General features: G+C 38.2%; 25 protein-coding genes and 1 riboswitch. Of the genes, 16 read left to right on the forward strand and 9 right to left on the reverse strand.

From position 1 onward, the window contains the following. The gene (locus JM79_RS09380) at positions 1–1,830 is read right to left on the reverse strand and encodes a TonB-dependent receptor (RefSeq protein WP_141877898.1); all 1,830 of its coding nucleotides are present in this window, start codon (positions 1,828–1,830) and stop codon (positions 1–3) included. Between the two features lie 31 nt (positions 1,831–1,861). Then, a riboswitch (cobalamin riboswitch) is annotated at positions 1,862–2,074 on the reverse strand. Between the two features lie 69 nt (positions 2,075–2,143). On the opposite strand from JM79_RS09380, the gene JM79_RS09385 reads away from it, so the two are divergent. From JM79_RS09385 to JM79_RS09425, 9 genes are read left to right on the forward strand one after another with little or no spacing between them, the layout of a single operon-like run. Next, positions 2,144–3,277, forward strand: a complete 1,134-nt coding sequence (locus JM79_RS09385; protein WP_141877899.1) for an ABC transporter substrate-binding protein — start codon at positions 2,144–2,146, stop codon at positions 3,275–3,277. Further along, positions 3,277–4,308, forward strand: coding sequence for an iron ABC transporter permease (locus JM79_RS09390; protein ID WP_141877900.1), 1,032 nt, complete (start codon positions 3,277–3,279; stop codon positions 4,306–4,308). The genes JM79_RS09385 and JM79_RS09390 overlap by 1 nt, the downstream gene beginning before the upstream one ends. After that, entirely contained in the window at positions 4,308–5,102 is a 795-nt protein-coding gene (locus JM79_RS09395) for an ABC transporter ATP-binding protein (RefSeq protein ID WP_141877901.1), read from the forward strand. The genes JM79_RS09390 and JM79_RS09395 overlap by 1 nt, the downstream gene beginning before the upstream one ends. A 59-nt stretch (positions 5,103–5,161) precedes the next feature. Continuing rightward, positions 5,162–6,559: a DNA recombination protein RmuC gene (gene rmuC, locus JM79_RS09400; protein ID WP_141877902.1), complete on the forward strand. Its 1,398-nt coding sequence runs from the start codon at positions 5,162–5,164 to the stop codon at positions 6,557–6,559. A gap of 13 nt (positions 6,560–6,572) precedes the next feature. After that, a complete protein-coding gene (locus tag JM79_RS09405) occupies positions 6,573–7,706 on the forward strand; it encodes a serine hydrolase (RefSeq protein ID WP_141877903.1) in 1,134 nt (377 codons plus the stop codon). 1 nt (position 7,707) lies between these two features. After that, complete coding sequence (locus JM79_RS09410) at positions 7,708–8,073, forward strand: 6-phosphogluconate dehydrogenase (RefSeq protein WP_141877904.1); 366 nt, start codon at positions 7,708–7,710, stop codon at positions 8,071–8,073. Position 8,074: 1 nt separating this feature from the next. After that, entirely contained in the window at positions 8,075–8,626 is a 552-nt protein-coding gene (locus tag JM79_RS09415; RefSeq protein WP_141877905.1) for an acyl-CoA thioesterase, read from the forward strand. Then, on the forward strand, positions 8,623–9,579 hold the full coding sequence (locus tag JM79_RS09420) for a bile acid:sodium symporter family protein (RefSeq protein WP_141877906.1): 957 nt from the start codon (positions 8,623–8,625) through the stop codon (positions 9,577–9,579). Before JM79_RS09415 ends, JM79_RS09420 begins: the two co-directional genes overlap by 4 nt. Before the next feature lie 23 nt (positions 9,580–9,602). Then, positions 9,603–10,082, forward strand: a complete 480-nt coding sequence (locus tag JM79_RS09425) for a hypothetical protein (RefSeq protein WP_141877907.1) — start codon at positions 9,603–9,605, stop codon at positions 10,080–10,082. Here JM79_RS09425 and JM79_RS09430 read toward each other — a convergent pair whose 3' ends face one another. From JM79_RS09430 to rpmH, 3 genes are all read right to left on the reverse strand, one after another. Next, complete coding sequence (locus JM79_RS09430) at positions 10,083–10,481, reverse strand: DUF423 domain-containing protein (RefSeq protein ID WP_141877908.1); 399 nt, start codon at positions 10,479–10,481, stop codon at positions 10,083–10,085. Positions 10,482–10,549: 68 nt separating this feature from the next. After that, positions 10,550–13,402 (reverse strand): carbamoyl-phosphate synthase large subunit, encoded by a 2,853-nt coding sequence (gene carB, locus JM79_RS09435; protein WP_141877909.1) that lies wholly within the window; start codon positions 13,400–13,402, stop codon positions 10,550–10,552. Positions 13,403–13,517: 115 nt separating this feature from the next. Further along, entirely contained in the window at positions 13,518–13,676 is a 159-nt protein-coding gene (gene rpmH, locus JM79_RS09440; RefSeq protein WP_011708966.1) for a 50S ribosomal protein L34, read from the reverse strand. Positions 13,677–13,821: 145 nt separating this feature from the next. Between rpmH and JM79_RS09445 the strand changes: the two genes are divergently transcribed. Beyond that, entirely contained in the window at positions 13,822–14,337 is a 516-nt protein-coding gene (locus tag JM79_RS09445) for a DUF2892 domain-containing protein (protein ID WP_141877910.1), read from the forward strand. 116 nt (positions 14,338–14,453) lie between these two features. Then, positions 14,454–15,161: a redoxin domain-containing protein gene (locus JM79_RS09450; protein WP_141877911.1), complete on the forward strand. Its 708-nt coding sequence runs from the start codon at positions 14,454–14,456 to the stop codon at positions 15,159–15,161. On the opposite strand, the gene JM79_RS09455 is transcribed toward JM79_RS09450, so the two are convergent. Together JM79_RS09455 and JM79_RS09460 are read right to left on the reverse strand one after the other, a co-directional pair. Then, positions 15,158–16,120, reverse strand: coding sequence for a lytic transglycosylase domain-containing protein (locus tag JM79_RS09455; RefSeq protein WP_141877912.1), 963 nt, complete (start codon positions 16,118–16,120; stop codon positions 15,158–15,160). The two genes, JM79_RS09450 and JM79_RS09455, sit on opposite strands and share 4 nt — an antisense overlap. 10 nt (positions 16,121–16,130) lie before the next feature. After that, a complete protein-coding gene (locus JM79_RS09460; RefSeq protein ID WP_347707208.1) occupies positions 16,131–16,811 on the reverse strand; it encodes an alpha/beta hydrolase in 681 nt (226 codons plus the stop codon). Positions 16,812–16,921: 110 nt separating this feature from the next. Between JM79_RS09460 and JM79_RS09465 the strand changes: the two genes are divergently transcribed. Next, on the forward strand, positions 16,922–17,635 hold the full coding sequence (locus tag JM79_RS09465) for a pirin-like bicupin family protein (RefSeq protein ID WP_141877913.1): 714 nt from the start codon (positions 16,922–16,924) through the stop codon (positions 17,633–17,635). Between the two features lie 10 nt (positions 17,636–17,645). Continuing rightward, positions 17,646–17,942 carry an N-acetyltransferase gene (locus JM79_RS09470; protein ID WP_141877914.1) on the forward strand — a complete coding sequence of 99 codons (297 nt, stop codon included), beginning with the start codon at positions 17,646–17,648 and terminating at the stop codon, positions 17,940–17,942. Here JM79_RS09470 and mtaB read toward each other — a convergent pair. The 3 genes from mtaB to JM79_RS09485 form a co-directional block, all read right to left on the reverse strand. Beyond that, entirely contained in the window at positions 17,939–19,267 is a 1,329-nt protein-coding gene (mtaB, locus tag JM79_RS09475) for a tRNA (N(6)-L-threonylcarbamoyladenosine(37)-C(2))-methylthiotransferase MtaB (RefSeq protein WP_141877915.1), read from the reverse strand. The genes JM79_RS09470 and mtaB overlap by 4 nt on opposite strands. Before the next feature lie 111 nt (positions 19,268–19,378). Next, a complete protein-coding gene (locus JM79_RS09480; RefSeq protein WP_141877916.1) occupies positions 19,379–20,551 on the reverse strand; it encodes a GlmU family protein in 1,173 nt (390 codons plus the stop codon). Between the two features lie 105 nt (positions 20,552–20,656). After that, positions 20,657–20,911: a type B 50S ribosomal protein L31 gene (locus JM79_RS09485; protein ID WP_026916023.1), complete on the reverse strand. Its 255-nt coding sequence runs from the start codon at positions 20,909–20,911 to the stop codon at positions 20,657–20,659. Between the two features lie 149 nt (positions 20,912–21,060). Between JM79_RS09485 and JM79_RS09490 the strand changes: the two genes are divergently transcribed. Genes JM79_RS09490 through JM79_RS09500 form a run of 3 tightly spaced genes read left to right on the forward strand, consistent with a single transcriptional unit; the run spans position 21,061 to position 24,334 of the window. Beyond that, a complete protein-coding gene (locus JM79_RS09490) occupies positions 21,061–21,591 on the forward strand; it encodes a DUF4199 domain-containing protein (protein WP_141877917.1) in 531 nt (176 codons plus the stop codon). 3 nt (positions 21,592–21,594) lie between these two features. Then, the gene (locus JM79_RS09495; RefSeq protein ID WP_141877918.1) at positions 21,595–22,554 is read left to right on the forward strand and encodes a glycosyltransferase family 2 protein; all 960 of its coding nucleotides are present in this window, start codon (positions 21,595–21,597) and stop codon (positions 22,552–22,554) included. A 49-nt stretch (positions 22,555–22,603) separates the two neighbouring features. Beyond that, entirely contained in the window at positions 22,604–24,334 is a 1,731-nt protein-coding gene (locus JM79_RS09500; RefSeq protein ID WP_141877919.1) for a phospho-sugar mutase, read from the forward strand. Positions 24,335–24,342 lie beyond the last annotated feature (8 nt).

The following is a 24,342-nucleotide window of genomic DNA, read 5'->3' on the forward strand; positions in this document are numbered from 1 at the left end:
TTAAAATTTAATAGTTAGAAAAGTTTTAAATGATCTACCTGGCATATATCTGCCTGGAAGGCTTTGATAGTCTTTATTGAAAAGATTATTGACTTCAGCACCTATTCGAATTGCAGGTTTTGTTTTCAATTGCCGGGAAATTCCAAGATCGGCTATGGTATAAGAATCAAGCTCATAATTATTATCGGCTGAAGTGAAAATCTTCCCATTGTATAATCCCCGAGTGAATAGATTCCAATTACTGAATGCGTACGAAGCTTGCGCAGTCGCTTTATTATAAGGAGTATAGATCAATTGATTTCCATTAGATCTATCTATAGATCTAGTATAGGCGTAATTCCCAGTAAGCTTTAAGTTTGAGGATTTAAAATCTTTCTGCCAGGTTGCAAAAAGTTCCAGACCGTAATTATATGCCGATTTTGTATTAACAGGTTGCCAGACTCCAGTTTCATTAGGTATCCAGCGTATAAGATTTTCAAGATCTATATAGAATACGGTCGCATTGAGTTCCAGCTCTTTCTTTCTGAAATCCACTCCAATTTCAGATTGCAAAGAGTTTTCTGGTTGTAGATCCTCGTTTCCACCTTGTAACCAGAATAGATCATTAAAAGTCGGGATGCGATAATTCTTTGAAAAGTTAAATCTTAGCAGGTAATTCTCGGTTAGTTGATATTTGGATCCTACAGAGAATAGTAGCGGCGATTCAAAATCTGAAGTTTCTTCAATACGAAGACTAATATCGTATTGAAAATCATTCAAGGATTGATTATAAAGTATAGCAACTCCTGAAGTTTCTCGTTTCTGGTTTACAATCCCTGAGCCTTCAGCATCGATTTCAGTATAGTCTGCAATCAAATTAAGAAAAGCATCTTCAAATACCTCATACTTCAGGTCATACTTTATAATTCCTGTTTCAGCTGAACCAAAGGAATGATCTAAGGAATTTCTGTTCTCATAATATTTGAATTCCTCACTTAGCAACGCGAACTTCAGGCTACTCGTAAATTTTCCGAAGAAAGCCTTGTACTCCAGTAAATTCCGAAAGTTTCTATCTTCATATTTACTATTTGAATCTATAAATACAGTACCAGAAAACCCGCGATTTCCCTGGTATAGATTGGAATAAAATTTCACCAGGTGGTCTTCAGCAAGCCAGTGCCCTACTGAAGCATTCAAAGCTATATTATCAAAGTCTCCATTTTCATTTTTAAAATCATCCACTGGATAATCATAATCATTCGCTGAACGTATACAGGATAAAGATATATTCAGAGCTGTTTTGTCGCTGGAAACCTGAGCGTTTGCGCTAGCCTGATAAGTATCAAATCTACCTGCGCCGGCATAAACAAAAACTGAACTCGTATTCTTAAATCTCAAAGAATTATTTAGATGAATGGTTCCACCTATTGCACCACTCCCGTATAAAACACTGCCACCGCCAGGCCTTAGACTAATATCATCGAAAGCTTTGGAATTAATAGTATTAAAGTCGGTTTGCCCGGTGAACTGAGAGTTTATATTGATCCCATTCCATATCACCGCAGTTTGAGAAGCACCGGTACCTCTCACAGATGCCGAAGAAACCATCCCAAAACCATTTTCTCTAAAAAAAAAGGAAGAATTAAATTTAAGCACATTGGTTAAAGCTGGATCGCTGTATTGTACGATAGAATCGGCGATCGAATGCAAATGCTGACCAGAAGAGTTACTCTTAAGTTTGCTATCGCTAAGCTCTACCTCCTGTAACCAGCGAATAGAATCAGTTTGAGCATGAACTGAAATACAGCAAATGCCAATAAGGATTAAAAAAATGTAATTAGTTCTGTTCATAATCTGCCGACCTTTATCCCGAAAGTCACTCGATACTAGTCGAAATTCGGGCAGGTCTCCTGGCTTACGTACTACAATTTACCTTCCCGCCTGTTGGCAGTGGTTTGAAGAATAATTGCAGCCACCCAATCGGGCTAAGCTTACAGTTGCGGGAACAGCTCAGGCTATTGATAAAATCTCTCCTGATTCCCTTTTAATTAACGCAGAAATAAATCGACGTCAAACCAAAATTTCGAGGCGAAAATAAACAATTAAGTTTGGTAAGTCTTTCAAAAATTTAAATAATCTTACTTTTGGTGACCAAATTACATTCGTGAAGCAATTAACATTCATTATCATTTTTATAGCATTCATTTCCTGTAAGGATAATTCATCCCGGCATGAACCTGAATACCAGCAAGCTGAAACTATCTCCATGAAATATGCTCAGGGATTTAGCATTAAATCCTATGAAGGTTATAAAATTCTGGAAGTTGCAACTCCATGGCCCGGAGCTAAAGAACCCTTTAAATATCTACTCCACTCTGCTAATTCCACTATTCCTGATAGTATCGACTTTGATGAAAAACTGGAGATTCCAGTAAAAAATATCGTGGTAACCTCTACGACCCATATTCCTGCCCTCGAAGCGCTAGGTCTGGAAGATAAATTAAGCGGGTTTCCCGGAACTCGTTATATTTCTTCAGAAAAAACTAGAAAACTAATCGATTCAGGCGAAGTGCATGAACTTGGTCAAAATGAGAACATTAATACAGAAATTCTTATCGATCTTTCACCAGATGTGGTTGTTGGATTCTCGATTGATGCTTCTAATAAAAGTCTTGAAACAATTAAAAAAACCGGAATTCCAGTACTTTATAACGGAGACTGGACAGAAAAAACACCCTTAGGTAAAGCTGAATGGATCAAATTTTTTGGCGTGCTGTTCGACAAAAATGAGGAAGCTGAAGAGATATTTGATGATATAGAAACTTCCTACCTTGAGGCAAAAGAATTGGCTTCTCTTTCTCAAGAGAAACCAGTGGTCATAGCCGGTTCCATGTATAACGACAAGTGGTACGTTCCCTATGGAAATAGCTGGCAGGCGCAATTTATTAAAGATGCTAATGCCAGTTATCTGTATGCTGATACTGAAGGAGAAGGCAGTCTGGCACTTTCATTCGAAAGTGTACTGGACAAAGCTGGTAATGCCGATACCTGGATAAGTTCGGGGCAGTTTGAGAGCTATGCTCAACTTGCTGAGAACTCGCTTCACTACGATAAATTCAAGGCAGTACAGGAAAAAGAGGTTTATTCTGTAAGCTTATCAAAAGGCGCTACTGGAGGAGTTCTTTTTTATGAACTTGGTCCACAACGTCCAGATCTCATTCTAAAAGACCTTATCACAATTTTTCATCCTGATCTTCTTCAGGATCACGAGAATGTATTTTTCAAACCCCTCAACTAATGTGGAGCAGGAAAAAGTATAGTTTAACCATCGTCTTCCTGGGAGTTGCGCTTCTATTCTGCCTGCTGCTCAATATTAGCCTTGGATCTGTTAGCATACCTTTTTCTGAAGTAATTTCCTCTCTTACTGGTTTTGCAGTAGAAAAAGAAACCTGGAGATATATAATTCTGGAATTCAGATTACCGAAGGCGATAACAGCGATTATCACAGGGTCTGGCCTGGCGGTTAGTGGTTTGCTTATGCAAACACTATTTAGAAATCCGCTCGCCGGACCCTATGTCCTGGGTTTAAGCAGTGGTGCCAGCCTGGGAGTTGCCATCGTTTTTATGGGATCTGCACTATTTGGTGCCGGTTTTGCCGCAATATTATTATCAAAATGGAGTCTCGTCATAGCATCGAGTTTAGGTAGTTTACTGGTGCTGCTAGCCGTTATCGTCGCATCACTAAGATTAAGAGATACCATGGCGATATTGATCATCGGACTTATGTTTGCCAGTTTTACCGCTGCCATTGTGAGTGTTCTGGCCTACTTTAGTCCCGCTGCAGATCTACAGCAGTATATATTCTGGTCATACGGAAGCCTGGGAAACCTGAGTTGGGAAGAAGTAGGTATCCTGGCCATATTCTGGACCGCAGGCATCCTGATCACTCTCACTTCCATTAAAAATCTCAATTCCTTGCTTCTTGGCGAACAGTATGCAAAAAGTATGGGAACTAACATTAGAAGAAATAGATTCCTGGTGATATTAGCAACCAGTCTTCTGGCGGGTAGTATTACCGCTTTCGCTGGTCCCATAGCATTTATAGGGCTTGCGGTACCGCATTTGATAAGACAGATCATCCCATCTGCGAACCATATTATACTATTCCCGGCGATAATTTTTGGCGGAGCTATCTTAATGTTATTATGTGATATTGTCTCTCAGCTGCCCGGCAGTGAATTTAGTTTGCCTATAAATGCCATCACATCACTTATTGGAGCACCCGTAGTTATCTGGTTGCTTATAAGAAAACGTAGATTTAATTTCTAATGGAGAACAAATGCTCAAATAGCGTTTTAAAAACTTTTGGACTCTCCATAGGTTATTCTGAAAGATCTACAGCTAAGATCATTGCTGAGAATATTGATTTTGAGATCGATAGGAATGAACTTACTGCAGTTATTGGAGTAAATGGCGCAGGAAAATCTACTTTACTAAAAACATTAAGTAGATCAATTGAACCTATTAAGGGTCAGGTTATTATAAATGATAAAAATATAAGTAACATTAGTTCAGAAGAACTTTCAAAACAGCTTAGCCTTGTACTTACTGAACAACATGTTTCAAGAAATTTAAGCGCCCGTGAATTGATCGCTCTGGGTCGGCAACCATACACAAACTGGATCGGAAAACTGGATCGGGAAGATAAAGAAGCCGTACAAAATGCAATAGAGCTTGTTAACATTAAAGAACTCGCAAACACGAAATGCTACGAACTTAGTGACGGACAGTTTCAGAAGGTATTAATAGCCAGAGCAATTGCACAGGACACTTCTTTGATCATCCTGGATGAACCAACCACTCATCTTGACATTTACCATAAAGCGTTTATGCTGAAATTACTCAAACAACTTACAGAAAAGACCGGTAAAGCGATCATCTTTGCCACTCACGAGATCAACCTGGCTATACAACTTTGTGATAAGCTAATCATCTTGAAGGATGGCAAATCGTTTACTGGTACACCGAAGGAATTGATGGCTTCTGGTGTATTTGATTCGTTATTTCCTTCTGAACTTATTACCTTCGACAGGCAATCTGCCAGCTTCAGAATAAGCAGCTAAATCTGATAAAACGCCCTGAAAAATTTCCGAATTAATTATATTGAGCAAAACCACGATTTATGACTGAACCGGTCTACCTGATATTTCTTTTTTTATTCATTTTCGCTCTAGGTTTCGCACTTGCTTACTTCTTAAAAGGCACAAAATCAAAAGAGGTTTTAAAAAATGCCGACTATCAAATTGATAAACTTAAACTTCAGATAGAGAGTGATAAAAAATTATATACCAGTCAGTTAGAAGATAATAAAATAAATATATTACAGCTTAAAAATGAAAACATAGAAGTGCTTCAGAAAAAAGAAGAGCAGTTGGAAACTCTTAGAAATGAACGTGGAAAAATTCAGATTCTGCTGACACAGAAAGAAGCCGAAAATGAGCATTTATTAGAGAGAAGTAAGACCCTGAACCTGGAAATTGAGAAACTGCACGCAAAATTTAACGAGCAATTTGAAAACCTCGCTAATCGCATCTTCGAACAAAAATCTGAAAAATTCACGGATCTGAATCAGAAGAATATTTCTGCAATATTGAATCCGCTTGATAAAAAATTAAAGGAATTTGAAGATAAAATTAATGATAGTAACCTGGCTTCAGTTAAAAGACATGCAGAACTGGGAGAAAAATTGCGATTTCTGAATGAGCAAAATATCAAAATAAGCGAAGAAGCGAACAATCTCACCAAGGCTTTAAAAGGGAACACCAAAATGCAGGGAAACTGGGGTGAAATGATCCTGGAACGTGTTCTGGAAAAAAGCGGACTTACCAAAGGCAATGAGTATGACGTGCAGCAAAGTTTAACCACACAGGAAGGAAAACGGGTAATCCCAGATGTAGTAATCAATTTGCCGGGCGATAAAAAGATGATCGTGGATTCTAAAGTTTCACTTAATGCCTATGAAAGATATGTAAATGCCGAAGATCTCACTGAGCAGTCTGCTCATCTTAAAGATCATTTGTTGGCCTTAAAACAGCGTGTTCAGGAATTAAGTAAGAAAAATTACCAGATGCTTCACCAGGAAGCAAGCCCGGATTTTGTACTATTATTCATCCCAATTGAAGCGGCATTTGCGGTTGCCAGTAACGAAAATCCTAATCTTTATAATGAAGCCTTTGAGCAAAACATCATATTGGTAACTCCTACCACCCTGCTCGCGGTACTAAGAACGATTGAAAGTATGTGGCAGAATGAAAAGCAAAAGCAAAATGCGATAGAGATCGCAAACCAGGCCGGTGCTTTGTATGATTCTTTTACGAATCTTACCATAGAACTGGAAAAAGTTGGCAGACAGATTGGGACAGTTCAGAATTCGTATGACGGTGCCATGAAAAAACTTACAGGAAAAGGAAATCTTATTAGAAAAGTGGAGCGTTTGAAAAAACTTGGTGCCAAAGCCTCAAAACAGATCGACCCTAAACTAATTCGAGGCTCAAATTCAGAAACTTTGAACGAGAATTAAATATCTTGCATCCATGAAACTCTGGATCAGTTCAATTTTATTCATCTTTATATGCACCACCCAGGCGCAGGAGATCTATTTCCCTGCAGATACACTCTGGGAATCAAAGTCACCTGAAACTTTTGATCTCAACCTGGATGCAGCAATCGACTTTGCTAAAAAAAATGAATATTCCGAATCCAGAGACCTTGAACAGGCCATTTTGAAAGGTTTTGAACGAGAACCTTTTCACAAGATCATGGGACCCGTAAAGCGCCGTGGAGGTCCGGCAGGGATGATACTGAAGAACGGCTATAAAATAGCCGAATGGGGTGATGTTCAAAGAGTGGATATGACCTTTAGTGTTACCAAAAGCTTTCTTTCTACTACTGCATTAATTGCTTTACAGGAAAATATCATCCATAACTTTAATGATACCGTATCAGGATATATTTGGGATGGTACATTTGATGGCCCACACAACTCTAAAATCACATGGAAACATCTACTTCAGCAAAATTCTGATTGGAATGGTGAGTTATGGAATAGTCATGACTGGGCAGACAGACCTTCGGCAAATGGAAATCTCGATAGCTGGAGATCCCGTAAATTAAATGAACCGGGAACATTTTTTAAATATAATGATGTGCGAGTAAATGTACTCGCCTATAGCCTATTGCAGGTCTTCAGAAAGCCTTTACCTTCTGTTTTAAAAGAAAATATTATGGATCCCATTGGGGCATCGCATTCCTGGCGCTGGTTTGGTTATGACAATTCCTGGACAACCATCGATGGCTACAAAATGCAATCTGTAAGCGGCGGTGGTCATTCCGGTGGCGGCATGTTTATCAATACTGAAGATATGGCCAGGTTTGGGTTACTATTCATGAATAATGGTGTGTGGAACGATAAGGAGCTTCTTGAAAAAGATCTAATTGAGGAGGCTATAATACCTTCTATTCCCAACAACAATTATGGTTATATGTGGTGGCTGAATGCTGAAGGAGACCGACATATGGAAGGTTTAGATAAAGATCTTTTTTACGCAGCGGGATTTGGCGGTAATTTTATCATCATCGATCAAAAACAAAAATTAGTAATCGTGACCCGATGGCTTGAACCTTCTAAACTGGAAGAATTTCTCAACCTGATCTATAAAAATCGATAACATGAAAAAAACATTAATATATATACTAGGTGGTATATTCTTACTCTGGCTGCTTTATTATGCATTTGTCTATTTTGTGCCTTATAGTGAAGGAACCAGAAGCGGTGAGCTCATTAAATTCAGCCGTAAAGGAGTGATCACAAAAACCTGGGAAGGTGAAATAAGCCAGGGAATAAGCGGTGCTCAGATATTTAGTTTTTCTGTTCTCGATAAAAATGACGAAGTGATCAAAGGCCTTCAGGAGTATGAAGGGAATTACGTGAAACTTACCTATGTAGAACGCTATTCAACCTTCTTTTTCTGGGGAGACAGCAAATATTTTATTACGGAAGTAGAACAATCTCAAAGTCCACATTTTAGAAGATAATATGCAGCAAAATTACAAAAGCGTTGAAGCAAGCCAGGTAGTGATCTCTGAATTGATGCTGCCCTCCCACTCCAATTTTAACGGTAAGATACATGGTGGCTATATATTATCCCTCCTTGATCAAATCGCCTTCGCATGCGCTTCCAAACATTCTAGGGCCTATTGCGTGACTGCAAGTGTGGATACTGTTGATTTTCTAAAGCCCATAGAGATCGGCGAACTGGTAACGATGAAAGCTTCGGTGAATTATGTAGGTAGAAGCTCTATGGTCATAGGGATTCGGGTGGAATCTGAAAATATTCAAACAGGTGATATTAAACATTGCAACAGTTCGTATTTTACAATGGTTGCAAAGGATAAAGATGGCAATTCCATTGAAGTTCCAGGTTTAGTCCTGAAATCTGATGATGAAATTCGGCGTTTTGCTAAAAGTATCAAACGTAAGAAAATGAAGGATTTCAGGGTTAAAGAATTTCATGAAACCGATTTTGCTTCTGAAAAATATTTGCATATCCTGGAAGATCACAAGGCTAAAATTGAGATGGATTCGTGAGATCGAACTGGTTTATCATAGCGATATTTGTAGCGATCGCGATAGCATACTTTCTTCCGCAAGGTCCAGAAATTCTACCTTTAAAAACCATTACCGACATAGGAATTGGACTTATATTCTTTTTCTACGGACTCAAATTATCGCCGGCAGAGTTTAAACAGGGTTTGATGAATTATAAGATTCATATCATTATCCATTTAACAACTTTTGTCGTTTTCCCTCTATTATGCATCGCTTGTCTACCGCTATTCGAAGAGGGTCTACAATCTGAATCCTGGATTGCGCTGTTCTTTCTGGGAACCTTACCCTCAACGGTCTCATCATCTGTAGTAATGGTCGCACTAGCGAAAGGAAATCTTCCTGCAGCTATATTCAATGCTAGTTTATCCGGGCTTATCGGGATATTTGCAACGCCTTTATGGTTGGGACTGGTACTGGAAAGCTCAACAGATTTTGACTTTTTAAGCGTATTGCAAAAATTGATGTTGCAAATCGTAGCACCTTTGCTAATTGGATTAGTTCTTCAAAAGTTTCTGGGAAACTGGGCCAGAAAACATGGCAAGAAACTTAGTAATTTTGACAAGGCTACGATCATATTGATCATATATACAAGCTTCAGCAATTCATTTTCCTCAAACATCTTTGCTGACATTAGCTGGAACGAGATCTTGAAAATGGCAGGAATCGTTATCGTTCTCTTCTTCCTGGTTTATTACGGCACGTTGTTCGCGAGTAAGGCGTTAAAATTGAACACTAGCGATACCATTACTGCTCAATTCTGCGGAACAAAAAAATCATTAGTTCATGGCTCAGTAATGGTTCGGGTGATCTTCGGAAGCACCGCAAATTCCGGTTTGATACTACTTCCCATAATGCTATATCATTCCACACAACTTATTTTGATCGCATGGTTTGCTGAAAAATATAGAAGCAGAAAATCAGATATTCAATAATTGTCCTATTTTTATGCTGAATTATGAAAAGCACTACCTACATTTTCCTTTTTATCAGCATCTTTTTATTTGCCTGTAAATCTGAAGTACCCGAAAAACCTGAAGAAGCTTCAGTAGAAAAACAGGAAATTGCGGCTCCAAAGACCGAAAGTATTCAGAAGATCGAATGCTACACTTACCTTGAGAATAAGGATACGATCTTTATGGCCTTAAGAATCAAAGATGATTCTATTGTAGAAGGCGATCTTTCTTATTCACTGTTCGAAAAAGACCAGAACAAAGGTAGTATTAGAGGAAGAATTTCTAATGATTCTCTATTTGCCAGCTATCAATTTTCTTCAGAAGGAAAGGATTCAGAAAGAGAAGTATTCTTTTTGAAAAGCCCTGATGGCTTCGTTGAAGGCTTTACAGAAACTGAAGAATCTGATGGAAAAACCAGCTTCAGAAATAAAGATTTTAAGTTAAATGATCGCTACATATTACAGCGCACAGATTGCCGATAATCAGTTATTTAGATAGACAGCTATTTCAGTAATATTTATCGTAAAAAAAATCCATCCCAGGATTAGGAACAAACCACCCAGAGGTGTAACCGGACCGAGTATTTTTAGCTTTTTATTAATGGAACTACCATAGGTAAGACCATAAATACTGAAGGAAAATAACAAGATCCCGATCATAAAAAACCAGGCGGTGAGCTGCTGTCCAGTTTGAGTAAAAGGAAATACAATACCGGTAATGATCAATATGATGGCATGATACATTTGATATTTTACACCGGTTTCAAAACTCTTTAATTGATCATCATTAAAGGTTTTTTTAAGAGCGTGAGCTCCAAAGGCTCCTAAGATTACAGAGAGGGCACCCATAATTCCGCCAAAGATTAAAACGAATTCTTTCATTTTCAACTATTAAAAAAGGCCATTCTGAACATATAATTCAAAATGACCTTTAATTTCTATTCTTTTAATTACTTACTTAAGTACATTTTTCTTCTGGAATATAGATCGTAGAACTCATCGTCCTTCAAACTATCAATGAACAGGATACTTTCTCCGGTGCTCTTCATTTCAGGTCCTAGCTGCTTATTCACATTGTAGAATTTATTGAATGAGAAAACAGGTTGTTTAATGGCGTAACCTTCCAGCTGAGGATTAAAGTTGAAATCCTTTACCTTCTTTTCACCAAGCATCACTTTGGTCGCGTAATTCACGTAAGGCTCTTTATAAGCTTTCGCTATGAACGGCACTGTTCTCGAAGCTCTTGGATTCGCTTCGATAATAAATACCTTATCATCCTTGATCGCAAATTGAATATTGATTAGACCAACTGTATTAAGCGCCAGAGCGATCTTGCGAGTGTGATCCTTGATTTGCTGCATTACCAGGTCTCCCAGGTTGAAAGGCGGCAACAAGGCGTGAGAATCACCAGAATGTATTCCACAAGGCTCGATATGCTCCATGATCCCGATAATGTAGACATCTTCACCATCACAGATAGCATCTGCTTCAGCCTCGATTGCTCCATCAAGGTAATGGTCCAGTAATAATTTATTATTAGGAATTTTTCTAAGAAGGTCTACCACATGAGCTTCCAGTTCATCCTTATTGATCACGATCTTCATTCCCTGACCTCCAAGTACATAAGATGGTCTTACCAGGATAGGGAAATCAAGTTCTTCAGCAAGTTTTAGGGCTTCGTCTGCATTTTCTGCAGTTCCAAAGTCTGGATAAGGAATATCGTTCTTTTGTAGTAAAGTTGAAAAACTACCTCTGTCTTCAGCTAAATCCAGGGCTTCATAACTGGTTCCCATGATCTTGATTCCGTAGCGATCAAGTTTTTCAGCCAGTTTAAGAGCAGTTTGACCTCCAAGTTGTACTATAACTCCTTCAGGTTTTTCATGTTGAATAATGTCATAAATATGCTCCCAGAATACAGGTTCGAAATACAACTTATCAGCAGTATCAAAATCTGTAGATACAGTCTCAGGATTACAATTGATCATGATCGTCTCGTAACCACATTCTGCAGCAGCAAGTACCCCGTGAACACAGCTGTAATCAAACTCTATCCCCTGTCCTATTCTATTGGGACCGGAACCAAGCACTATGATCTTTTTCTTATCTGAAACTTTGCTTTCGTTATCTGTATAATGCTTTCCATCTTTGGAACGAATTCCTTCCTCGAATGTGGAATAATAATACGGAGTCAAAGCTTCAAATTCTGCAGCACAGGTATCTACAAGTTTATAAACCCGGTTAATCTGTAATTCTTCTCTCTTTTTGTAAACTTCACTTTCCAGACAGTCAAGCATATGTGCAATTTGTCTATCAGCAAAACCTTTTTGTTTGGCTTCTAGCAGAAGATCTTTAGGCAGATTTTCTTTATCATACTTAGTGATCTCCACTTCAAGAGCATGAAGATCTTCATATTGTTTCAGGAACCACATATCGATCTTAGTGATCTCGTGTATTCTACTAAGAGGAATTCCCATTTGTATGGCATCGTAGATCACAAAGACACGATCCCAGCTCGGGTTAGTTAATTTATCTATGATCTGATCATAATCCTTATAACCTTTCCCATCAGCACCCAAACCATTTCGCTTGATCTCAAGCGATTGTGTAGCTTTATGAAGAGCTTCCTGAAACGAACGTCCAATTCCCATCACTTCCCCTACAGATTTCATCTGAAGACCTAAGGTGCGATCTGATCCTTCGAACTTATCAAAGTTCCATCGAGGGATCTTCACGATCACATAATCAAGAGAAGGTTCGAATAATGCTGAAGTTGATTTGGTAATCTGGTTCTCAAGTTCATCAAGATTATAACCTAAAGCCAGTTTTGTAGCGACCTTTGCAATAGGATATCCAGTCGCTTTAGAAGCTAAAGCTGAAGATCTAGATACCCGAGGATTGATCTCAATTGCTACGATATCCTCTTTTTCATCAGGACTTACCGCAAATTGGACATTACAACCTCCGGCAAAATCTCCAATACTACGCATCATTTTAATCGCGAGATCACGCATTCTTTGATACGTCTTATCGCTAAGTGTCATCGCAGGAGCAACTGTAATCGAGTCTCCGGTATGGATTCCCATTGGATCCATATTTTCAATAGCACAAATAATTACTACGTTATCGTTTCTATCGCGCAGTAGTTCCAGTTCATATTCTTTCCAGCCTAACAAAGCTTTATCAATCAATACCTCATGAATAGGAGAAGCTTCGAGACCCCTGGAAAGCATCTCGTCAAAATCTTCAGCACGGTGCACAAAGCTGGCTCCACCACCACCAAGGGTAAATGACGCTCTAATGACTAGTGGAAATCCAAATTCCTGGGCAACTTCTTTACCTTGTAAATAAGAGGTCACTGTTTTGGCTGGAGCAACTGGCACTCCTAGTCTTCCCATTAGCTGCTTGAACTGCTCACGATCTTCACAAATATTGATCGCATCGATATCAACCCCAATAAGCTTTACATTAAAATCATTCCAAATACCTTTTTCGTCTGCTTCAATACATAAATTCAGTGCAGTCTGGCCACCCATAGTTGGTAGAACAGCATCGATCTCAGGATGATCTTTCAGAATTTCAATAATGGATTTTGTCGTAAGTGGTTTAAGATAAACATGATCGGCCATGGAAGGGTCCGTCATGATCGTTGCAGGATTGGAATTAATAAGTATGGTTTTAATCCCGTCCTCTCGCAGAGATCTAAGAGATTGAGTACCTGAGTAATCGAACTCACAGGCCTGGCCAATGATAATTGGACCAGATCCAATGATTAAAACGCACTTGATGTTGTTGTTTTTAGGCATGATTAAGATTTGATCGTGTTGTTAGTTGTGTACTATAAAATTAAGAAGCGTCTGGGTATAAAAAAAGGCGTTACTCAAAAAGTAACACCTTTAATATTTCAATTAATGATAATCATTAATGCTTATGTCTGTTTTCAGAAGATACAGATAGTTTCTTTCTTCCTTTTGCTCTTCTTCTAGCAAGGACTTTTCTACCGTTGGCACTTGCCATACGCTCCCTAAAGCCGTGCTTATTCTTTCTTTTTCTTTTGGATGGTTGAAACGTTCTTTTCATTGTGAATATCTTTTATCTTCTAAATTCGTTTATCTGTCTTAAAAACTGCGTGCAAATATACAAAGCTTTTTATGTACTGCAAATACTAAACATAAAAAATTTTAATAGTTTTTACTACCTTTGCCGCCGGAAAACAAATTTATCTATGTTCAATAAGAATATCAAACTAATTATCGCAGGATTACTTATCGCCGTTGCTGTCTGGCAATTTATTGAAGGGGAAATTGGAAATGGAATTGCACTAATTCTACTCTCCGGGATCTTTATCTTCCTGTATTTTAAGAATGAAATGATACTTCTGGCTTTTCTTAGACTTAGAAAGCAAGATTTTCCAGGCGCAAAAAGATGGCTTGATAAGATCAAAGATCCCGAAAAGGCACTAGTACCTAAACAACAGGGATATTACTGGTACCTGCATGGTCTCATGGTTTCTCAAACCAATATGACCCAGGCTGAAAAATTCTTTAAGCGTGCGATCAAGCTAGGACTTTCAATGGATCATGATCTTGCAATGGCAAAATTAAACCTTGCTGGAATCGCCATGACCAAAAGAAGAAAGAGAGAAGCGACTACACTACTAAGTGAAGCTAAGAAACTGGACAAACATGGAATGCTAAACGACCAGATTCGAATGATGAAAGAACAAATGAAAAAGATCTAATTAAGAGTTTTTTTTAGGATCTTTTCTTTCAACAAATAAATTGGCATTTAAACGAGTATTTTTCTGAACTGTCTTTATTCATAATACTTTTAAGGGGTAAGCCCCAAAAATAGATTATGAAGAGACTGTTACTTTTGTTAACGCTTCTTTTTATTACACCCCATTTATTCGCCCAGCAAGATCTGGACGACAAATATTATTTCACCGAAGCACTTTTCGAGCATTTATCTGATTATAATAAAAAGGCAGATGCTGCATTTCGAGCTAATAAATATGAAAGAGCCAAGGAGCTCTTCGAAGAATTCACTTCGGAGCAACTTGCAGGTTCTTACATGAATAATTTTAAATTCAGGAACCTTCGAAATCGTGAAGTCGAGCTTTACGATTTTAATAAACCAACCTTCCTTATTACTTATGCCAGCTGGTGTATTCCTGCAAAGGGAGAAATTCCTGCAATTAACAAACTAGCGAAAGAATATTCTGATAAAGTAGATTTCGTGGTGTTGTTCTGGGATAAGCGAAAAACTGTAAAGAAACTTTCAGATCAATTTGATTCAGAAATTTCAGTAGTTTATGTGGATGAATCTGAAAATAATGGTGGTTACGTTGTAAAACAACTGAAGCACTCCTTAGGACTTCCAACTTGCTTCTTACTTTCCGAAGATAAAAGAATCACTTCCATTCGAAGAAGCGTATTCTCAGGACCAGCAACCGATCTCGAAACGGCCTATCAAAAAAACTACATCGCACTGGAAACTTCTATTTCAAAAAACCTGGTGCCCGAGTACGATGAAGTTTATGCTGATAATGTTAGTGTAGACTAATCTAGTTTTGGATACTGACCATTTTCAGGGATCTCAATAAAATAAGTCTTTCTTGAAGAATTATTAAGATGATCATCCCTTAACCAGGGGTTATGAATCTTCAGAGTTTTATAATTGATTCCGAATTCTCTCGCAAAATTCGGGAAATTCGCTACTGCAGTGTCTACTTTCACTTTATTCAGCTGAATTGGCGCATAAAGATCTTCTTCTTGGTAATCGAACCCATATTTCTCTGGATTGTTCATGATCTCTTTCAAGGCAAGAATTCTAAAAACATACCTACCCGTTTCTTCTCCTAGTAATAATTCGTAGTACTCATCGACCTTCTGTCTATCCAATTGCTTATCTACACCATACTGCCCGGCATTGTATGAAGCCGCAGCCAATGTCCAGGAACCAAAACGTGCCTTTGCTTTCTTCAGATAATCTGCAGCTACACGTGTAGATTTCTCAATGTTATAGCGCTCATCAACATTCGAATTGATCTCCAATCCGTATTCCTTCCCTGTACCTTCAAGGATTTGCCAGAAACCGACTGCCTTTGCAGGTGATACGGCCTGAGTCAAACCACTTTCTATAACCGCAAGATACTTGAAGTCTTCAGGGATCCCTTCTTCTTCTAAAACCGGCTCTATGATCGGGAAGAACTTATTAGCTCTTTTTATAAGTAGTAAAGCATTCGACTGCCAGTAAGTATTTACCAGAAGTTCTCTATCCATTCTTTCATAAACATCAGGATCTTCCAGGGGAACTGGCTCTCCTGCAAAATCCAGGTTTGTTGGCACAGGCAACGCCTTTATTCGGTAGTTAGTTGCAACACTACGATCCTTGATCGTATCAGCCAATGTACTACCAGATTCACTTGAATTTAATTCCCCATCCTGAACATATGCATTAATACTTACTCCAAGGATTGTTAGAATCCCTACAAAGATCAATGCGCTTTTCAATAAATTCATATGTTTTTATTTAAGTTCTTTTAATCAATTCACCGGTTTCAATAATTTCAGGTAGATGGTCGTTGAACCACCTGAATCTATTTACAACCATAATATGCGTTCCGCCTTTAACGATGATCGCATTGTCAATATTTTTTACTGGAAAAACTTCATCCTGATCACCGTGAATATGAATTACCTTTTCATCAGGCTTTTCACACTTCCAGTTAACCATTTGTTTTATAGACCAGTCCAGGTACTGCTTGTCTGTAATTGAAATATACTGTTTATATAATTTCGCACGCTTCTTAAGAAATGGTCCAATGGCATACTTCTCAAACTGGTCTACGTAATTCGCAAGACTTGTGGGTACTATTCGAAATAAACCTGTTCTGGCAGCGAATTTCATACGTGGAGGTAACTCGTTCGTACATTTTACGCTGGATATTATAATAAGCCTCTGTAAGTCCAGAAACTTTGCCATCTCCTGTACAATAACCCCTCCAAAAGAAACACCAATCAATACAATGTTCTCATGTTTGATAAACTGAAGCATTCTTTTCGAATAATCTTCAAGTGATTCATCTGTCTCAGGAATTACCCACTCAAGCAAATGTGTTTCATACTTTTCCGCAGATAAAATCAGGTTTTCAAAAATTGTTGGAGCTGCTGCCATACCCGGCATGAAGTAAACATGTGTACGCTTCTGCAAACTAATCTTTTTAACATGCGAGTTACATGAAATGCACTCACAAAATCGTAAATTGAACAATCAAAATTAGCCTTTAATCTTAGACTTTCAAATCTTATAACTCATAAATAATGGATAAAATATTTCACGCTGCAGGATCTCGTGGTACCGCTAATCATGGCTGGTTGAACGCTAACTTCTCCTTTAGCTTTGCTAACTATTTCGATCCTAATAGAACCAATTTCGGACTGCTTCGTGTACTTAATGACGATTACGTTAAATCTGGAATGGGATTTGGCACCCATCCACATAAGGATATGGAGATCATTTCGATTCCTCTTCATGGTGCAATAAGACATAAAGATTCCATGGACCATACGGCAGTCATTGAGAAAGGCGAAGTGCAGGTAATGAGCGCCGGCACAGGTGTGGAACATAGCGAATTTAATTCCTCGACTGAAGAATTAAACATGCTTCAAATCTGGATCTTCCCTGATAAAAACGGACATGAACCCCGGTATGATCAAAAGAATTATAGCAAACAGTTAGATACTGGTGAGTTGGTTACAGTAGTAGCTCCAATAGATCATGATGATGAAAATGCCTTGAAAATTCATCAAAACGCCTTCCTATCAATCCGAAAGACCGAAGCTGGCAGGAATATTGAGTATAAGCTAAATGATACCGCCAATGGTGTTTATATCTTTATGATAGAGGGAGATTCAGAAATTGATGACTTGAAGCTTTCAAAGCGCGATGCTGTTGGTGTCTGGAATACTCCTAAGATAAATGTTGACGTTAAAAATAAATCAACGGTACTTTTTATTGAGGTACCTATGAATTAATTCTTGAAATATGAATGTAGAAGAAATGAAGATTACAGACAATGAATTCTTGAGACAGTTTGAAACTGAGATTGATGGAGAACTCTGCATTATAGAATATTCTCAACAGGATAGAAAGATCTTCTTAACAAAGATCAAAGTATCTGAGAAAGTTCTGGACAAGCAAAATGATTTTATAGAAGCGGTTCTATCCAGGATTAGCGAAACCAATATGAGAGTGGTTCCTACGAACCCAACCATTGCCGGTTTCATGCGGAAAAATAGAAGAAAATATAAAGATCTACTTCCTGTAGGGATTAATATTTAAACCAATTCTTCCTGAAGCATTTCGAATCTTACCAAGCCATCTTCATCGATCTCGGTAAGATTCACTTTTTTAAGTGTATTTACCATCTCTGGATTCCACGGTGCCTTTACCTTCACGTAGTTTTCTGTAAATCCATGGATATAACCTGATTTGTTCTCTCCTTCGAATAGAACCGTTGATGTATTCCCAAGCTGGCTCTCATAAAAAGCTCTGCGTTTTTTAGCAGACAAGCCTCTCAACATTTTACTTCTTTTCTTTCGCACTTTTAATGGCACTACTCCATCCATCTCTGCTGCTGGAGTATTATCCCTTTCTGAATAAGTAAAAACGTGAAGGTATGATATATCCAATTTTTGAAGAAAATTATAAGTCTCCAGAAAGTGCTCATCAGTTTCACCTGGAAAACCAACAATGACATCAACTCCAACACAGGCATCTGGCATGACTGATTTGATCTTATTTACGCGATCTACATATAGATCACTAAGATAGCGCCTACGCATGAGCTTTAGCATATCGTCACTTCCACTTTGAAGTGGAATATGAAAATGAGGTACAAAAGTATTACTTGACGCTACAAAATCGATCGTTTCATTTTTTAGTAGGTTTGGTTCTATAGACGAGATTCGCAGTCTTTCGATCCCTTCAACATCATCCAAGGCCTTTACGAGCTCAAGAAACGTATGCTTATGCTTTTTATTTCCGAATTCACCTTTCCCGTAGTCCCCAATATTTACTCCTGTGAGAACGATCTCTTTTATTCCCTGTTCTGAAATTTCCGAAGCATTCTGAAGAACATTTTCAAGACGGTCGCTTCTGGAAATTCCTCTGGCCAAAGGAATAGTACAGTACGTACACTTATAATCACATCCATCCTGAACTTTCAAAAAAGCGCGGGTACGATCACCTATAGAATAAGAACCTACGTAGAAATCGGCTTCATCGATCTCGCAGCTATGAACTTCACCATGATCATTCTTGGTGAGATCATTCAGGTAGTCTGTAATTTTGAATTTTTCAGTAGCGCCCAGGACCAGATCCACACCATCTACCGCGGCTAGTTCTTCTGGTTTTAATTGAGCATAGCAGCCTACTGCAATAACAAAAGCATCTTCATTTGCTTTCTGCGCGTGCTTAACAATAGTTTTGAATCTTTTATCTGCATTTTCAGTAACAGAACAGGTGTTGACCACGTATATATCTGCCGCTTCATCAAACTCCACCCTCTGGAATCCTTCATTCTCAAAAGATCTAGCGATCGTGGAAGTTTCAGAAAAATTCAGCTTACAGCCAAGGGTATAAAATGCTACTTTTTTTGCGCTCATGATCAATTCGTCTAATCCTGTATTTCGAGCTGCAAAGATACCAACTTAAAGTGTTTCTAAAAAATCATTTATCAAACTGAAAATCAAATGATCAACTAGGGTTTATAGAGTTTAATCCCGTCGCCATTTCGCGGAATAATCGAAAATATGCTCCATTATCTTTTCATCGGCTGCTGTGAGCTCTACTCCCCGGCGTTGCATTACCAGTCTGGCGGTCTCAAAAACCTTGGTAAGTTTGTATGTTGTCGTTCCTGCACTTCCACCCCAGCTATAGGAAGGAATAAAATTTCTAGGGAAACCACTTCCAAAAATATTAGCACTCACTCCAACAACAGTCCCGGTATTAAACATAGTATTAATCCCGCATTTACTGTGATCTCCCATTATAAGTCCGCAGAACTGCAACCCGGTATCTGCAAATCTTTCTGTCTCGTAATCCCATAATCTAACGGCGGCATAATTATTTTTAAGATTGCTGTTATTGGAATCAGCACCTATATTGCACCACTCACCAAGTACAGAATTTCCTAAAAAGCCATCATGCCCTTTGTTAGAATTCTGAAACAACACAGAGTTACTGATCTCACCTCCCGCTTTGCATGAAGGCCCGATGGTAGTCGCACCATAAATTTTAGCACCCATCTTGATCGTTGCAGATTCCCCTAAAGCGAAAGGGCCTTTAATCAGCGATCCTTCCATAACTGTAGCATTCTTACCAATATAAATAGGGCCATCGCTGGCGTTCAACGAACAGTTTTCTACGCTTGCACCTTCCTCAATAAAAATGTTTTCTGAAACTTTGGTGTAATTTGAAGAATCTATATTCTGAGAAGTTTTTCCTTTGGTTAAATGATCATAATCTAACTGAATAGCTTCAGCATTTTTAGAGAAGATATCCCAGGTATGAGCAACTATAAAAGGCTTTCTAAATGATTTTTTAAGCTGAAGATCTTCAGGAGATGGTTCAGAATTCCCTTCAAACTTATATGCTATAAGGATGTCTTCAAAAACTAATTTTTCACCATGCTGAAGTGCTGAAATTTCCTCCAACAAACTATCCTCCGGTAATACGGAAGCATTGATAAAGATGTTTGAACTCTCTAATTTCAATGGCCACTTTTCTGAAAGATATTCTTCAGTTTTAGTCGACGTAGTAGCATTTAATCGTTGCTCCCATTTTTCACGGATAGTTAGTATCCCAATTCGTAGATCGGCTACTGGCCTGGTGAATGTAAATGGTAATAGATTATTTCGGAAAGTACCGTCAAATAGAATATAGTTCATATCGTATGCTTTGATTCAGCAAAAATAAAGTTTCCAGCGAAACGACTGCTGCTAAAATGAAAAAAGCCGCTAAAAGCGGCTTTATATGTCGAAAATTCGGAAGAATTACTTCTTCTTGAATTTTGAGTATTTGTTCTTAAACTTGTCAATTCTACCTGCAGTATCCAGTAATTTGGTCTGTCCAGTATAGTATGGATGAGAAGTTCTGGAAATTTCCAGTTTTACCAACGGGTATTCAGTTCCGTCAACTTCAATAGTTTCTTTTGTTTTTGCTGTAGATTTAGTTAAAAACACGTCTTCGTTAGACATATCTTTAAATGCTACTAATCTATAATTTTCCGGATGGATTCCCTGCTTCATCGCTTTGATCTTTTAATTTTCGAGGTGCAAATTTAACTAATTACTACTTACGAACAAATAAAATTGAAAAAAGTTTTTATTTATTATTGAGTGTAACGTTTCCTTATATTTGTTAACTAACTGCTAAACTAATCAATCTACAACTTACAATGGAACAATCAACTAAAAAGTTAGGCACCAGTCATGGAATTTACCTTGGGATCGCTTTAATTCTAATCACTGTACTTATTTATGCCTTTGACGTCTCAATTATGACCGAATGGTATATGTTTTTCGTTAATTTAGTATTAGTCGTCACACTTGCGACCATGGCTGTCAAAAAATCAAAAGCTGCCAGCACCTCACTTTTCAGCTTTAAAGAGGCGTTTACACCTTATTTTCTAACCGTTTTTATTGGTATGCTCCTGGCTACCATATTTACTTTACTTCTGTTCAATGTCATAGACCCAGAAGCTGCAGAAACCGTAAAAGAATTGACTTTAGAGAAACAAGCTGAAATGCTGGAAGGCTTTGGAATGACTGAAGAGCAGATTAATGCCGGTATGGCTGAAGCTGCAAAACAGGACACTTTTTCGCTTAAAAATATTGCTATTAGCTTCGGTGGTCAATTGATTTTCTTTTCAATTATAGGATTAATCGTAGCTTTGATCTTTAGAGAGAAAGATAAGACAAACGCATAATTGATGCAGATATCGGTAGTTATACCATTACTCAACGAAGAGCAATCTTTGGTTGAATTATATAATTGGATCGCAAAAGTATTGCGATCCAATTCCTTTTCTTATGAGATCATCTTTATCGATGATGGCAGCACAGATGGTTCCTGGAAGACGATCGAATCACTTTCTGAAGCCGATGATCGTGTAAAAGGAATACGTTTTAATAGAAATTACGGGAAATCCCAGGCCCTTCATGCTGGTTTTATTGAAGCTCAGGGTGATGTGATCATCACCATGGATGCCGATCTTCAGGATAATCCTGATGAAATTCCAGAATTATACGCCTTAATTAAGGAGCAGAAATATGATCTTGTTTCAGGATGGAAGAAGAAGCGTTATGATAATGTGATCACCAAAAATCTTCCTTCCAAACTATTTAATGCCGCTGCAAGAAAAACTTCCGGAGTAAAATTAAATGATTTCAATTGCGGACTAAAGGCTTACAGAAAAGAGGTGATCAAGAACATCGATGTCTATGGTGAAATGCATCGATACATTCCTGTACTTGCCAAAAATGCCGGTTACAGTAAAATCACCGAAAAAGAAGTTAAACACCAGGCCAGGAAATATGGTAACACAAAATTTGGCGCCAGTAGATTTTTAAATGGCTTCCTTGACCTAATCAGCATTTGGTTTCTTTCCAAATTCGGTCGCAGACCTATGCATCTTTTTGGAGCAATGGGCGTTCTAATGTTCATCATCGGTTTTGTTTCTGCCTTTATTATTGGTGTCTCCAAGCTCTATAAACTCTATCATGGCTTACCCAACGTACTGGTAACTCAGAATCCATGGTTCTATATTTCACTCGCAGTGATGATCATAGGAACACAGTTTTTTCTTGCTGGTTTTCTGGGAGAGCTTATTCTTCGTTCAAAACGTGAGAAAGAGCGCTACCTCATCCGAAAAACCACCAGTAATATTTAGTACCTTTCTCGTATTAATCATTATTTTTGTTTAGCAAAACCAACTAATTATGGCAACAAATAAACCTGAAATTCTTCAGAAGGCACAGGCGTGGCTTACTGATATCTTTGATGCAGACACTAAAACCGAGATCAATCGTCTTATAAATGATGATCCGGGTGAACTGGAAGAAAGCTTTTATAAAAATGCTGAATTTGGTACAGGTGGAATGCGCGGTGTTATGGGCGTTGGTACAAACCGAATCAACAGGTACACTTTGGGTAAAAACACCCAGGGACTTTCAGATTATTTGAAAAAATCTTTTCCTGGAGAGCAGGTTAAAGTGGCGATTGCTTACGATTGCAGAGATAATAGTGATACGCTTGCCAAAGTTGTCGCAGATGTCTTTTCAGCGAACGATATCAAAGTTTACCTTTTTTCTGAACTACGACCGACTCCTGAGTTATCTTTTGCAGTTAAAGAATTAGACTGCCACTGTGGGATCGTGCTTACCGCTAGCCATAATCCACCAGAATATAACGGTTATAAAGTTTACTGGCAGGATGGTGGCCAGTTGGTTCCACCACAGGATAAAGAAGTGATCGAAACTATCAATAATCTTGACTATACTGAAGTTAAATTTGAAGCGAACGAATCACTTATTGAAAAGATCGACAAGAAGGTTGACGATTCATTCGCAAAAGCTTCCGTAGAAAATGGAAGTTTTGATACTTCAGCTACATCAAAGAGCGATCTTAAAGTAGTATTTACTTCTCTCCACGGAACTTCTATTACTATGGTTCCTGAAGTTCTGGAAATGGCAGGATTTAATAATGTTCATATTGTTGAAGAGCAGCGTAAACCAGATGGTAATTTCCCAACGGTGAAATCACCAAACCCGGAAGAACCTGAAGCATTAAAAATGGCTTTGGAAAAAGCTGAAGAAATCCATGCAGATATAGTTATTGGAACCGATCCGGATTGTGACAGACTTGGAGTTGCCGTTCGTGATTTAGATGGTAAAATGGTACTTCTTAATGGAAATCAAACCATGTTGGTGATGACTTGGTTTCTGCTGGAGGAATGGAAAAAACAGGATAAGATCAAAGGTTCAGAGTTTGTTGCTTCTACCATAGTTTCCACTCCAATGATGAAGAATTTAACCGAATCTTACGGAGTAGAATATAAAGAAGTTCTTACAGGATTTAAATGGATCGCAAAACTAATCAAGGACCACCCGGAAATGAATTTCATCGGTGGCGGTGAAGAGAGTTTTGGTTATATGGTTGGTGATTTTGTTAGAGACAAAGATGCGGTAACCGCTACCCTACTCGCCTGTGAGATCGCAGCAAAGATGAAAGCAGAAGGAAAATCTTTCTATCAAAAACTTCTTGAGCTTTATACTGAACACGGTCTTTTTCGCGAAGAACTTATATCCCTTGTAAAGAAAGGAATTAAAGGAGAGCAGGAGATAAAGCAAATGCTGGTAGATCTTAGAGAAAATCCATGGGAAGAGATCGATGGAGAAAAAGTGGTCTTAGTTGAAGATTATCACGCCTCTACTGCTAGAAATGTATTAGAACGAAATGAGTCTGTTATCGATATTCCAAAATCCAATGTTCTAATTTATTATACTGAAAATGGAACGAAAATCGCTGCAAGGCCAAGTGGTACAGAGCCAAAGATCAAATTCTACATCAGCGTAAATTCTCAGCTGGATGATATTCAGAATTACGATGTTGAAAATCAGAAATTAAGTGATAAGATTGCCCGAATCAAAGATGAATTAAAACTGGGCTAAATTTCTTT

Origin of the sequence: Gramella sp. Hel_I_59, assembly GCF_006714895.1 — a bacterium.
Taxonomy (GTDB): domain Bacteria; phylum Bacteroidota; class Bacteroidia; order Flavobacteriales; family Flavobacteriaceae; genus Christiangramia.

Bases quoted from the DNA above. Each gene is read 5' to 3' on its own strand.
- JM79_RS09390 (WP_141877900.1), top strand. From the start codon at position 3,277: ATGTGGAGCAGGAAAAAGTATAGTTTAACCATCGTCTTCCTGGGAGTT.
- mtaB (WP_141877915.1), bottom strand. From the start codon at position 19,267: ATGAGCGCAAAAAAAGTAGCATTTTATACCCTTGGCTGTAAGCTGAAT.
- JM79_RS09380 (WP_141877898.1), bottom strand. From the start codon at position 1,830: ATGAACAGAACTAATTACATTTTTTTAATCCTTATTGGCATTTGCTGT.
- JM79_RS09445 (WP_141877910.1), top strand. From the start codon at position 13,822: ATGTTCAATAAGAATATCAAACTAATTATCGCAGGATTACTTATCGCC.
- JM79_RS09415 (WP_141877905.1), top strand. From the start codon at position 8,075: ATGCAGCAAAATTACAAAAGCGTTGAAGCAAGCCAGGTAGTGATCTCT.
- JM79_RS09485 (WP_026916023.1), bottom strand. From the start codon at position 20,911: ATGAAGCAGGGAATCCATCCGGAAAATTATAGATTAGTAGCATTTAAA.
- JM79_RS09500 (WP_141877919.1), top strand. From the start codon at position 22,604: ATGGCAACAAATAAACCTGAAATTCTTCAGAAGGCACAGGCGTGGCTT.
- JM79_RS09395 (WP_141877901.1), top strand. From the start codon at position 4,308: ATGGAGAACAAATGCTCAAATAGCGTTTTAAAAACTTTTGGACTCTCC.
- JM79_RS09430 (WP_141877908.1), bottom strand. From the start codon at position 10,481: ATGAAAGAATTCGTTTTAATCTTTGGCGGAATTATGGGTGCCCTCTCT.
- JM79_RS09425 (WP_141877907.1), top strand. From the start codon at position 9,603: ATGAAAAGCACTACCTACATTTTCCTTTTTATCAGCATCTTTTTATTT.
- JM79_RS09410 (WP_141877904.1), top strand. From the start codon at position 7,708: ATGAAAAAAACATTAATATATATACTAGGTGGTATATTCTTACTCTGG.
- JM79_RS09455 (WP_141877912.1), bottom strand. From the start codon at position 16,120: ATGAATTTATTGAAAAGCGCATTGATCTTTGTAGGGATTCTAACAATC.
- carB (WP_141877909.1), bottom strand. From the start codon at position 13,402: ATGCCTAAAAACAACAACATCAAGTGCGTTTTAATCATTGGATCTGGT.
- JM79_RS09470 (WP_141877914.1), top strand. From the start codon at position 17,646: ATGAATGTAGAAGAAATGAAGATTACAGACAATGAATTCTTGAGACAG.
- rmuC (WP_141877902.1), top strand. From the start codon at position 5,162: ATGACTGAACCGGTCTACCTGATATTTCTTTTTTTATTCATTTTCGCT.
- JM79_RS09465 (WP_141877913.1), top strand. From the start codon at position 16,922: ATGGATAAAATATTTCACGCTGCAGGATCTCGTGGTACCGCTAATCAT.
- rpmH (WP_011708966.1), bottom strand. From the start codon at position 13,676: ATGAAAAGAACGTTTCAACCATCCAAAAGAAAAAGAAAGAATAAGCAC.
- JM79_RS09480 (WP_141877916.1), bottom strand. From the start codon at position 20,551: ATGAACTATATTCTATTTGACGGTACTTTCCGAAATAATCTATTACCA.
- JM79_RS09450 (WP_141877911.1), top strand. From the start codon at position 14,454: ATGAAGAGACTGTTACTTTTGTTAACGCTTCTTTTTATTACACCCCAT.
- JM79_RS09495 (WP_141877918.1), top strand. From the start codon at position 21,595: ATGCAGATATCGGTAGTTATACCATTACTCAACGAAGAGCAATCTTTG.
- JM79_RS09490 (WP_141877917.1), top strand. From the start codon at position 21,061: ATGGAACAATCAACTAAAAAGTTAGGCACCAGTCATGGAATTTACCTT.
- JM79_RS09405 (WP_141877903.1), top strand. From the start codon at position 6,573: ATGAAACTCTGGATCAGTTCAATTTTATTCATCTTTATATGCACCACC.